5 protein-coding genes are annotated in these 12874 nt (G+C 68.3%); all 5 read right to left on the bottom strand.

Annotated elements, in window-relative coordinates:
* Positions 1–95 precede the first annotated feature (95 nt).
* The 5 genes from CPBF1521_RS18895 to xerD all read right to left on the bottom strand — a co-directional run bounded on the left by CPBF1521_RS18895 (position 96) and on the right by xerD (position 12827).
* Positions 96–1853, bottom strand: coding sequence for a S8 family peptidase (locus CPBF1521_RS18895; RefSeq protein ID WP_370659387.1), 1758 nt, complete (start codon positions 1851–1853; stop codon positions 96–98).
* Between the two features lie 213 nt (positions 1854–2066).
* On the bottom strand, positions 2067–6023 hold the full coding sequence (locus CPBF1521_RS18890; protein WP_478212770.1) for a YadA-like family protein: 3957 nt from the start codon (positions 6021–6023) through the stop codon (positions 2067–2069).
* Positions 6024–6463: 440 nt separating this feature from the next.
* Positions 6464–10510: a phosphoribosylformylglycinamidine synthase gene (purL, locus tag CPBF1521_RS18885; RefSeq protein WP_115677914.1), complete on the bottom strand. Its 4047-nt coding sequence runs from the start codon at positions 10508–10510 to the stop codon at positions 6464–6466.
* A 424-nt stretch (positions 10511–10934) separates the two neighbouring features.
* Positions 10935–11738 (bottom strand): DsbC family protein, encoded by an 804-nt coding sequence (locus CPBF1521_RS18880; RefSeq protein WP_104585968.1) that lies wholly within the window; start codon positions 11736–11738, stop codon positions 10935–10937.
* Between the two features lie 117 nt (positions 11739–11855).
* A complete protein-coding gene (xerD, locus tag CPBF1521_RS18875; RefSeq protein WP_115677913.1) occupies positions 11856–12827 on the bottom strand; it encodes a site-specific tyrosine recombinase XerD in 972 nt (323 codons plus the stop codon).
* Positions 12828–12874: the final 47 nt, after the last annotated feature.

Below are 12874 nucleotides of genomic sequence, written 5' to 3'. Positions count from 1 at the left end.
TTCAGGCCACGACGCCTCGCAATGCGGCCGCTCTCATCCGCATCATCGCGCCAAGAAACCGGCGGCAGCGCCCTCTGGCGCCACCGCGTGTCGGATCACTGGCGCGCCAACAGGCTCACCCCATCGAAGCTGCTGCCATCGAGCCGGATGAAATAGGTTCCGGCACGCGGTGCGGTGAAGCGCACCGTCTGGCTGGTCCCGCTGCGGCTGGACATGCCGTCGTTGTCGGTTGCGGTCGGCGCGCGGCCCATGGCGACATACAGCGCCGCCTGCCCGCTGCCGCCGAAGCTGACGAAGCTCAGCACCGCACCCGCATTCGCTTCGAAGGCGAAGACGCCGGCATCGCCGGCCACATTGGACAGACCGCGCTCGGGCACGCTGTTGCGCAGCGTCTGCGCGTCCAGCTGGCAGCCCAGGTCGCCGCTGGCGCAACGGCGCAGTGCCCGATCGATGGCCGCGCCGGCATCCACGATGCCGCTACCGGCCGGCGTGCTCAACGGCAACTGCACGGGGAACGCGCGCGCACTGCGCTTGAGCAGGCGTTCCAGTGCCGCGGGTGTCAGCGGCGGCTTGCCGTCGGCGATCAGGGCGCTCTGCACCAGCGCGGCCGTCCCCGCCACATGCGGCGCGGCCATCGAGGTTCCGGCAAAGCCAGGCCCGAGATAGGCGAATTGGCCGGACGTGGGCGTGGTCTTGCCGGTGTAACCGGTCTGCCAGATCCAGCTGCCGATCGGGCCGTCGTACAAGGTGTCGGTTTCCAGATCGCGCGCGCCGCCGCCAGGCGCAGCCAGATCGATCAAGCTGCCGAAATTGCTGTAGTACGCCAACCCGCCGGTCAGGCGGGTGGCCGCCACCGACACCACGTTGGCGCAGTTGGCCGGCACGGCACTGGACACGTCCGCGCCATCATTGCCGGCCGCCACCACCACGGTGGTGCCACGCGACACCGCAGCGTTGATCGCCGCCTGCGTGACCGAATCGCAGGGGCCAACGCCGCCCAGGCTCATGTTGATGATTTCCGCCGGGTTGCGATTGTCCGGCACGCCATCCACATGGCCGCCCGACGCCCACACGATGGCATCGGTGATGTCCGAGGACGAACCGCCGCAATGACCCAGCACGCGTAACGGCAGCACCTTGGCCTTGTAGGCCACACCGGCACCGCCAATGCCGTTGCCGGTGGCTTCGGCAATCGTGCCGGCCACATGCGTGCCGTGCCAGGAACTGTCGCGGGCCGCTGAAAAAATGCCGCATTCGCCGTCCGTTGCTTCCCAATCCCCGTAATCCAGCGCGCCCGGCGCACGCGCGTCGGTGGCGCGTCGCGACCTGTCGGCGTTGGTGATGAAGTCGTAGCCCTGCAGCAGGTTGCCGGCCAGATCCGGGTGCCCCGGCAAGATGCCGGTATCGATCACCGCCACGACCACGCCTTCGCCCTGGGCGGTGGCCCAGGCTGCCGGCGCATCGATGCCGCCAACCGGATCGGTGAGATGCCATTGATTGCCCGCCAGCAGCGGGTCGTCGGGCAGGCTGCCACCGCTGTTCTGCAACGGATACATGCGCGTGTCGATCTGCGCGTACTCCACTGCAGGATCGGCCTGCAGTTCGCGCACCAGGCGGTCGGCGTCACTGCGGCTGAGCTGTGCGGGCAACCTGATCAACTCACTGCCCACCGCCAGCGTACGCACATGCGTCGGCGCGGCTTGCGTGCCGCTGCGCGCGGCCGGCACCAGGCGCACTGCCGCGCGCGATGCCGCCGCGGCGATCGTGGCCACCGACGCAGTGCCGACACTGCGCGCGCTCACCCGGCCACTGCGATAGTTGACGATGATGCTGTCGACCGGGGCGTCGCGCATGGCCTGCTGACGTTGCGCAGTGCGTACGCTGGAATCCGGTGTGGCCGCGGTGGCGATGCCGCTGGCGAGCGACAGGACGGCGCTGCAGACGATGGCGAGCGTTCGGGAACGATGGGTCTGAATCACGATGACGTCCTCTTCAAGATGAAATGCAAAGCAAATGAGTGAGCACGCAGCGGCCATACGCGCGCCGCTGCAACGGCAAGGCCTGCGTTACCAGCCGAAGCCGGCGCCCAGGCCGATCGACCTGTCGTCACCACTGAGCGCGCCGCCCACCGTCAGCGTGGCGCGCGGGCTGATCGCACGCTGGTAGCCCACCGACAACGCCGATTCGCCGTTCTGGAAACCGACGCCGGCACCGACGCGGTTCTGCGTGGCGATGCCGCCGACGCTGGCGGCCATGTTCAACATCGCCGAGCTCATCGCACCCTGCCGGTCCAGGCGACGGTTCTGCCGGCGCAGACGGTCCTCGATGTCGCCCTGGTAGGTTTCGAAGCTGTCGGCCATCGCGCTGTAGCGGCTGTCGGTATAGCTGTTGGCCGCAGCGACGCCGTTGTCCAGCTGGCCCTTGTTGACCGCATCGGTGGCACGCGTGCCGGCGGCCACATTGGCCACCTGACGCTCGCCGCCGACGCTGCCCACCGACACCGTGTTGGCGCGATCGGCGACCGACCCCTGGCCCAGCGCGACCGCACCTTGTGCGCTTGCCCGTGCACCCTGGCCGATCGCCGTGCCGGAGGCCGCGCTGACCTGCGCGCCTTCGCCCATCGCCACCGCATTGGTCGCCACCGCAGCGATCTGCGTATTGGCGCCGACCGCGGTGCTGCCATCGGCATTGACGCGTGCATTGCTGCCGATCGCAGTGTCGTTGGGGCCATGCGCATATGCGCTGCCGCCGATCGCCGTGCCGGTCACGTGGTTGGCCACTGCCGCCGTGCCGACGGCGGTGGACGTTGCGGCCGGGGTGATGCTGCCGACCACCGCCGCAGTCGGCCTGCCCTGCACCGCGTTGCCTGCATCCAGCGCGCTCGCCGTTGCAGCAACCGACGACGCCGAACTTTCTGGCATGCCGTCGATGGCCAGCGCTGTCGCCTGCAGGCCATCGTCTGTCGCATCCGCCGTGGTGGCGACAGTCGAGGCGTCCGCAACTGGTGAAGGCGCCGCTGCCACACGCGCAGCGCTTGAACGTGCGGCAGTGCCGGGCGTGGCCGCTCCACCTCGCGCATCCAGCTCGCTGACCTTGCTGTCCAGCGCAGTCAGCGCCTCGCCCACATTGCGGTAACTGCTGCCCTGGATCACGTAGGTCGGTGCCACGAACACGCCTTGCGCACCGATCGCCGCGCCACCGCCGAGGAAGCTGGCAGCGTTGCTGAGTGACTGGAACAGCTGGCCGCCGTTGATCGCATCGGTGCTGGCACTGGCAATCGCGCCGCTGCCGACATTGACGATGCGACGCGTGGCCGGGCCGCCGCGGCCATTGCCGTTACCCACCGACACCACGTTGGCCTCGTAGCTGCGCGAGCCCGCGCCCAACGCCACCGAATCGGCACCACTGGCACCGGCATCGGCACCGAGTGCGACGGCGTTACTGCCCCCTTGCCGAGTAAAGGCGTTGTAGCCCATCGCCAGACTGTTGTTGCCCAGCGCATTGGATTGCACGCCCAGTGCCATCGCCGCGCTGCCCGCTTCACCGACGAACACGCCGACGCTGGCATTGCGCCCGATCGCGATCGCGTCGGGCGCGTCCGCCCTGGCGTTGGTTCCCAGGGCGATATTGTCGCCATGGAGGATCGAGGTATTGGCGCCGCTGCCGATCGCAATGCTCCTGCTGGAGGCGGCACGCGCGTCGTAGCCGATGCTGATCCCCTCAACGCCCTCGGCAGATGCCAGCGCCCCCAGCGCCACCGTGCGCGGCGCGAACGAGGCCGCACTATGGCCGATCGCCACCGCATCGGCATTGCTGTCGTTGGAGAACACATTGGCGTTGTAGCCCAGCGCAACGGCATAATCGCCGTCGCTTCGCGCGCCGGCGCCGATGGCAACGCCACCGACCCGGAAGGCACCTGCCGACCTGAGCGTGGAGCTGATCAGCGACATGCCGCCGAGCGTCACGCTGCGCTCGCCAGCGGCAACCGCCAGACTGCCCACGGCCACACTGCCTTCGCCAAGACTGGAGGCGTTGAAGCCCACCGCCGTGGTCATGCTCGCGTTGGCCAGCGCACCGAAGCCGAAGGCCGACGCCGCCGCACTGCGGGCGCTCGAAAAGGCGCCCACCGCAGTGGCCACATCATCCTGCGCACGGGCGCTGAATCCGGCCGCCATCGATTGCTCGCCACTGGCCGCTGCACCCGTGCCGACCGCAGTGGCGAAGCTGCGCTGGGCAATGGCCGCGCTGCCCAGCGCCACCGCGCCGCGCGCCTGGGCCGAGGCACCCTGTTCCTGCGCGCCGACGATCGAGCCCGCCGCATCGAACACCGGCACGGACGCCACGCCGCCCACTGCAACGGCCGATGCATCGGCCGCGCTGGCGTTGCGGCCGACAGCCACGGTATCGCGCCCCAGCGCCAGGCTGCCCGAGCCCAGCGCATTGGCGCCGTCGCCGATCGCATTGCTGGCGCTCCCCAAGGCCAGCGCATTGAGTCCGTCGACATGGGCAGCGGCTTCGTCCGTATCGGTCTTGCCAATGGCCAGCGTGCTGTCGAGCCGATTGGTGATCGCGCGCACGCTGTCGAGTTGGGCCACATTGACCGCATCGTTGGCTTCGGTGCCTGCCGCCACGCTGGTGATCTGCCGCATCAAACCCGCCTGCACATCGCCCACCGACACCGTGTTGCTGCGGTACGCGTAGGAATGTGCGCCCAGTGCGACTGCACTGGATGCCGAACGATTCCAGGCATCGTCGACAAAATCGCCCACGCGCGCGCCATAGCCGATCGCCAGCGCATCGATGCCATTGGTCTGGGAATCTGCACCGATCGCGGTGTTGTTGCCGTTGAACCACGACGTAGCGGCGCGCGCGCCCAAGGCGATACTGTTTTCCACGTAGGCCGTGCTGTCGTGACCGATCGCGATGCCGCCATCGCCCATCGTCAATGCGAAACCACCCAGCGATACCGTGCGTGGCGCGAACGAACCGGCGCTGTGGCCGATCGCCACGGAATCGGTATTGCCAGGCCGATTCGGAAAGATGTTGGAATCGTAGCCAATGGCAATCGCATAATCGGACTGGCTCTGCGCACCTGCGCCGAGCGCGATGCCGCCTGTTCCGGTGGCGGCGGTGATCGAGCCGAAGTTGCTGATGCCACCCACCACCACACTTTGCACCCCGCTGGCCAGTGCGGTATCGCCCACTGCAATACTGCTACTGCCTTCGCTGCGCGCCCGGTAACCGAAGGCGGTGGACGTATCTCCGCTGGCACGCGAACTGTAGCCGCCGGCGGTGGAGAGAAAACCACTGGCCGTGGACAGACCGCCCACCGCGGTGGCGCCGTCGTTGCCGGTCTGCGCGCGATACCCCACCGCCGTGCCCTGCACGCCGATGGCGCTGGCGCCGCTGCCCAGGGCGCTGGAAAACGGATCGCCGGCCAGTGCACCACCGCCGATGGCCGTCGCCCCCACCCCGGACGCTTGCGTGGCCTGTTCGCGTTGCCCGATGACAAAACCGAATGCGTCGTAGTCGTAGACCGTTGCCACGCCGCCAATGGCGGTTGCCGATTCCCCGGCAGCCGATACGTTGTGCCCGATCGCGGTGGCGTCGCGCTCCAGCGCCAGGCTTCCGCCACCGAACGCACTGGTGCCATCGCCCAGCGCATTGCTTGCATTGCCCAGTGCCAACGCATCCTGCCCATCCGCAAACCCCGGTGCATCGGTATCGGCCGCAGGCGTTGCGGTCACCTGCGCGCTCGCGGTTGCAGGCACTACGTCGTTGCGGGTCGCCGCATCGGTGTCGCAACGTTGCTGGCCCTCGACCGCGGTGCAATGCGCAAGCGCATCGGCATGCGTGGTGGCCTGGGCAGCTGCGGCCACGCCGGCAAGTGCCAGCAGCATCGCTGCCGCCAGCCTGCCGCGCGCATGCACCGGCGATCGATTCAACCGCTGATTCCCCACATCGCAGGCAAGCCTGCCCGTTCGGCAATGGGCATGCTGCCCACCGCCGGCATCCAAGTACATTGGTTTCATCGACGACTTACTCCCCATTGGTCTGGTGTAAAAACCGACCACCGCGCGATTGCATCGCACGGTCCCCCTGAGGTTTATCCAAAATGCACTCGCACTGCGTCTGCGCCGGAGATTACCCGCGCAAAAGAACCCACGAATCGCGACATAAAGTGCTGCAGAAACGCCATGAATCAATGATTCAAAACGTGGTCTGAATCTATTGAAAAACCAAAGATTCAATTGGGATTGACATCACACAAGCAGCATCACCGTATACCGCGAGTAAATAACTAGTAGTTTTTATAGTGACGTAAAGCAAACCATGTCCCGGCGTTGATTACTTACTTTCTTGCAGGACCAGCAACGACAACGGCCGTGTGCATCGCTGCACACGGCCGTCCGATGGCACCGTTGGTACGGCGCTTCAGCTCATGCCGTACCGCGCCACATCATCAACCGCACCAGACCCGCGCATTGCGGAACATGCGCAGCCACGGCGAGTCCTCGCCCCAGTCGGCCGGGTGCCAGCTCAGGTTTGCCGTGCGCGGGGTGCGCTCCGGATGCGGCATCAGAATGGTGGCGCGACCGTCGGTGCTGGTCAGCCCGGTGATGCCGTCCGGCGAGCCGTTCGGATTGAGCGGGTACTGCGAGGCCACCGCGCCATCGCCATCGATGAAGCGCAGGGCCACACGTGCAGCGGCCTGATCCACCACGGTGTCGAACTCGGCGCGGCCTTCGCCATGCGCCACCGCCACCGGAATCCGCGAGCCGGCCATGCCGCGCAGGAAGATCGACGGCGACTCCACCACTTCCAGCAAGGCCGTGCGCGCTTCGAACTGCTCGCTGCGATTGCGCAGGAACCGCGGCCAATGCTCGGCACCGGGAATGATGTCCTTGAGCTGGCTGAGCATCTGGCAGCCGTTGCACACGCCCAGCGCGAAGGTGTCGCTGCGTGCGAAGAACGCGGCGAACGCATCGCGCAAGGCTGACCGTTCCAGGATCGAGGTGGCCCAACCGCGGCCGGCACCCAGCACGTCGCCGTAGCTGAAGCCGCCGCAGGCCGCAAACCCCGAGAATTGCGCCAGATCCACCCGGCCTTCGATCAGGTCGCTCATGTGCACGTCGAACGCACGGAAACCGGCGCGCTCGAAGTTGTAGGCCATCTCGATCTGCCCGTTGACGCCCTGCTCGCGCAGGATCGCCACCTTGGGCCGCGCACCGGTCGCCACGAAGGGCGCGGCCACGTCTTCGGACGGATCGAACACCAGCTTCGGACGCAATCCCGGCGCCTGGAAGTCGCGCGCCTGTGCACGCTCCTCGTCGGCGGTTTCCGGGTTGTCGCGCAACTTCTGCATGGCGTGGCTCACCGACCACCAGGCATCGAACAAGGCTTCCCAACGCCACTCGGCCAGCACGCGGCCCTGCCCGCTCACGCGGATGCGCGGCGCGCCGGTGGGACGTGCGATACGCTGCGCGCATTCGGTCAAGGCATGCCGCTCGACCAGATCGGCGAACGCGGCGCGATCCTCGTTGGCGATCTGCACCACCGCGCCCAGTTCTTCGTTGAACAGGCTGCGGAACGCATCGTCGCCCCAGGCATCGAGCGTGATATCCAGGCCCTGGCGCGAGGCGAACGCCATTTCGCACAGTGCCGCAAACGCACCGCCATCGCTGCGGTCGTGGTACGCCAGCAACAGGCCACTCTCGCGCGCGGCGCGGATCAGTTTAAAGAAACTGCGCAGGCGCTGCGCATCGTCCAGATCCGGCACCTCGCCGCCGAATGCCGGTAGCGCGGCATCGTCGGCATACACCTGCGCCAGCACCGAGCCCCCCAGACGCTGCTTGCCGCCGCCCAACCCGATCAACCACAACTCGCTCTCTTCGTCGCTACGCAACAGCGGCGTCAATTGCGTGCGCACATCGCCAACGGGTGCGAACGCACTGATGATCAGCGAGACGGGTGAAACGCTCTTGTGCGTTTCGCCGGGAATGGGGAGTAGGGAATCGGGAATGGTGGAAGCGGCGGGCTGCGGCGTTTCGCCATTCCCGATTCCCGATTCCCCATTCCCGACAACCCACTGCGCCTGCATCGACAGCGAGTCCTTGCCCACCGGTACGCTCAGTTCGAGCGCCGGGCACAGCTCCATGCCGATCGCGCGCACCGCGTCGTACAGCAAGGCGTCTTCGCCGGCATGACCGGCCGCGGCCATCCAGTTGGCCGAGAGCTTGATGCTGTCCAGCGTCTGCACTGGGGCGGCGCACAAGTTGGTGATCGCCTCGCCCACCGCCATGCGCGCCGACGCGGCGGCGTTCAACAACGCCAGCGGGGTGCGCTCGCCGATCGACATCGCTTCGCCGGCGAAGGTATCGAAGCCGGCCAGGGTGATCGCGCAATCGGCCAGCGGCAGCTGCCACGGCCCGATCATCTGCTCGCGCGCGGTCAGGCCACCCACGCTGCGGTCGCCGATGGTGACCAGAAAGCTCTTGGACGCCACCGTGGGATGCGCCAGCACGCGCAGGCCGGCCTGCTGCAGATCCAGCGCGGCGGTCTGCAGCACCGGCCATTGCGGCGCCGGCGGATGCACCGCATCGCGATGCATCTTCGGCGCCTTGCCGAAGAGGACGTCCATCGGCAAATCGATCGGCAGCGAGGAATCGGGAGTGGGGAATGGGGAATGGTGAGAAGCGGCATCGGCAACCGGCAGTGCGCCGTTACCATTCCCGATTCCCGATTCCCCATTCCCAGCGTCGAGGACGCCGTAGCCAACCACCAGCCGCTCCTCGGCCGTGGCCACGCCGACGGCGGCAAACGGGCAGCGCTCGCGTGCGCAGATCGCGGCGAATTCGTCCAGGCGCGCCTGCGGTACGCCCAGCACGTAGCGCTCCTGCGATTCGTTGCACCACAGTTCCAGCGGCGACAGCGAGGGGTCGTCGGTGAGCACGCGGCCCAGGTCGATGATGCCGCCCACGCCCGAATCGTGCAGCAACTCGGGAATGGCGTTGGACAGGCCGCCCGCGCCCACGTCATGGAACCAGCGGATCGGGTTGTCGGTGCCCAGCGCCACGCAGCGGTCGATGACCTCCTGGCAGCGGCGCTCCATCTCCGGGTTCTCGCGCTGCACGCTGGCGAAATCCAGTGCCTCGGCGCTGTCGCCGGCGGCCACCGAACTGGCCGCACCGCCGCCCAGGCCGATCAGCATCGCCGGGCCGCCCAGCACGATCACCGCATCGCCGGGCTGCAGGCGCAGCTTCTCGACCTGGTTGCGATCGATCGCGCCCAGGCCACCGGCCAGCATGATCGGCTTGTCGTAGGCGCGGGTCAGGCCCTGCCCTTCGGCAAGCTCGAAGCTGCGGAAATAGCCGAGCAGGTTCGGCCGGCCGAATTCGTTGTTGAACGCGGCGCCGCCGAGCGGGCCGTCGAGCATGATGTCCAGCGCCGGGGCCATGCGCGGGTTCAGCGCGCGCGGCGCCTCCCACGGCTGCGGCAGGGTCGGGATGCGCAGGTGCGAGACCGTGAACCCGGTCAGGCCGGCCTTGGGCTTGCCGCCGCGGCCGGTGGCGCCCTCGTCGCGGATCTCGCCGCCGGCACCGGTGGCGGCACCGGGGAATGGCGCGATCGCGGTCGGGTGGTTATGCGTTTCCACCTTGATCGCAAACGCCGACGGCAGCACCGCCTCGGCGCGGTACTCGCCGCTGGCCGGATCCGGCCGATAGCGCGCGGCCGGCACGCCTTCCACCACCGCGGCGTTGTCGCTGTAGGCCGACAGGGTGTGCTGCGGGGTCTGCTGGTGGGTGTGCTTGATCATGCGGAACAGCGAGCGTTCCTGCGGCTTGCCGTCGATGGTCCAGCTGGCGTTGAAAATCTTGTGCCGGCAATGCTCGGAGTTGGCCTGGGCGAACATCATCAGCTCGACATCGGCCGGGTCGCGGCCCAGCTCGGCGAAGCGTTCGCGCAGGTAGTCGATCTCGTCCTGCGCCAGGGCCAGGCCCAGGTCGCGGTTGGCCTGCTCCAGCGCCGCCAGTGGCACGCGCTGCAACTGCCCGCGATCGGGCACGTTGAACAGCGCCTCGGCGGCCGCGGCCGAGCCAAGCAGCGACTGCGTCATCGGGTCGTGCAGCAGCTTGGCCACGGCGGCCTGCATCGCGTCGTCGGCCGGCCAGCCGGCCAGATCGATGCGGGTGCCACGCTCCACGCGCTGGATCGGCTGCCCGGCCCCGCGCACCAGTTCGGTGGCCTTGCTCGACCATGGCGACAGCGTGCCCAGGCGCGGCACCACGTAACGCGAGGAAGCCTCCTCGGCCCGCGGAGCGGGGGCGGCTTCGGCCTGCAGGATCCGCTGCAAGGTGGCCTGGTCGGGCGCTTGCCCGGCCTCGGCGCGGATGAAGTACACGTGCCAGGCGCCGGTGATGCGCAGCGCGGGAACGAGGGCTTGCAGGCGGGTTTCGAGCCGAGCGCGGCGGAACGGCGAAAGGGCGGAAGCGCCCTCGAGGACCATCATGTCCGGGGAACCGTGTCAGAAACGGGGCTGCAGATTGTAACGGAGCTGATGCGTCGGCGCCGGACCCGGGATGTGGCGGCCAGCGATCTGTGCGGTGGTGACTCGCCCCGCCCGGCGCGGATTCGGCACGTTCCGGCCAGATGCGGCAGCGGCAGCGGCGGATGGCGATGCCGACCCGGATTCGCGCGCACACCTGCCTTGGGCCGGATCTGCGCGCGGGGGCGACGTCCGCAGCGCTGGCCGCCACGCCGGTCCATCGCCGCTCTCACCCAACAAACCGTGCTGCCAGCCCCAAACCCTGCTGCCAGCCGGTCCTGAAACGCAACAGGCCGGAATGCATGCGCATCCCGGCCTGTTGATCGATCACGCCGACCGTCGCGGCGGCCAGCGTCAGCGCAGCATCACGGCGCTGCCGGCGGCGACGTCAGCGGCTGCCACCGGCGGTGGTGACCGCGCGCTTTTCCAGCGCTTCACGCAGCTGCGCCGGCGGCAGGTAGCCGCCGAGCTGGGTGCCGTCCGGGGCGAAGATCGCCGGGGTGCCGTTGACGCCCAGACGCTGGCCCAGCGTGTATTCCATCGACACCGGGTTCTTGCAGTCCTTGGCATTGACCGGCTGCCCGGACTTGGCCGCGGTCAGCGCCTGCTTGCGGTCGGCGGCGCACCACACCGCGATCATTTCCTTGTGGTCCTGGCTGCCCAGGCCCATGCGAGGAAACGCCAGGTATTCCACCGCGATGCCCTGCTTGTTGAGCTCGCCGATCTCGCTGTGCAGCTTGCGGCAGTAGCCGCATTCCACGTCGGTGAACACCGTCACGGTGTACTTGGGGTTTGCCGGCGCAAACACGATGCGGTCGGCCTTGGGCACGGTCTCCAGCTGCTTGCGGCGGTAGGCCAGCAGGCCCGGGCTGGCAGCGAACTGCTTGTTCTGGATGTCGAACGGCTGCGCCTGGATCAGGTAACGGCCGTCGTCGCTGACGTACAGCACCTGCCCGCCGACCACCACTTCGCGGAAACCGGGAAACGGCGCTGCGCCGATGTAATCCGGCTTGAAATCCGGATCCAGCGCCTTGAGCGCAACGCTCACACGCTGGTCCACGTTGCCCGCGGCGGCGGGGGCGGCAGCAGCGGCTGGCTTGGCGCCGGCGTTGCTTGCCGCAGGCTGCGAGGATTGCGCGCAGGCGGTAAGGCTGAGTGCGCCCAGCAGCGCGGCGATGGCAAGACGATACATTCACGCATCCAGTGGAATGGGGTGCCTGGATTCTCGCACAGCGCAGATGAAGCCAGACAGCGGCTGAAACGCTTTCTTCTTTCTCTGGACGTTGCCTCGCCTGCGGCGCACCCGCCATCACCCGCGCGGGTGATGGGCGGCATGCAGCTTCTGCAGGTGCTGACGCGCAACCAGCGTATAGATCTGGGTGGTGGACAGCGAACTGTGACCGAGCAGCATCTGCAGCGCGCGCAGGTCCGCGCCGTGGTTGAGCAGATGGGTGGCAAAGCTGTGCCGCAGCCCGTGCGGGCTGACCGTGGCGGGGTCGATCCCGGCCACCGCCGCATAGCGTTTGACCAGCGCCCAGAACTGCTGGCGACTGGGCGGCTGCCGCGCCGCATCGATGAACAACGGCACCTGCCCGTCCACCGCTGCCACCACCTTGTGGCTGGCCAGCAGCGGGCGCGCCTGGCTCAGATAGCGCTCCAGCCAGTGCTGGGATTCCTCGCCCAACGGCACCAGGCGCTCCTTGCTGCCCTTGCCGGTGACCCGCAGCACGCCCTGGCGCAGGTTGACCCCCACCGCCGGCAGGTTGACCAGTTCACTGACGCGCAGGCCGGCCGCATACATCAGCTCAAGCATCGCGCGGTCGCGCAGGCCCAGCGGCGTGGCGATATCGGGCGCAGCCAGCAGCGCCTCGATCTGCGTCTCGGTCAGCGCCTTGGGCAGCGAGCGCGGCAGGCGTGGCGGGTCCAGCAATGCAGTGGGGTCGTCGCCGCGCACGCCATCACGCAGACACAGGCCGTAGAACGCACGCAGGGTCGACAGCAGCCGGGCATTGCTGCGCGGCGAATAGCGCGCCTCGGTGCGCCAGCGCAGATAGTCGAACAACACCGCCCGATCGACACCCAGCAAGCCGCCGCCGGCACCGTCGCGCCAACGCGCCAGCCCTTCCAGGTCGCGCCGGTAACTGTCCAGGGTCTGCCGCGCCACGCCCTGCTCGGCCCACAACCGGTCCAGAAAGCGTTCGATGGCGGCGGCATCGGCGGCCTGCACCGGCGGCAGGTGTTGCGCCAGTTGGCGGCGTTCGGCGGGACTGCTGGCTGACATCGCAACAGCATAGAGCGTGGCATGCGTTTTGCGGCGCGCCGTGTCCG

The sequence above is a fragment of the Xanthomonas euroxanthea genome (genome assembly GCF_900476395.1).
GTDB lineage: Bacteria > Pseudomonadota > Gammaproteobacteria > Xanthomonadales > Xanthomonadaceae > Xanthomonas > Xanthomonas euroxanthea.
Note: the sequence above shows the minus strand (reverse complement) of the source record. Positions and strands in the feature narration are given on the sequence as shown.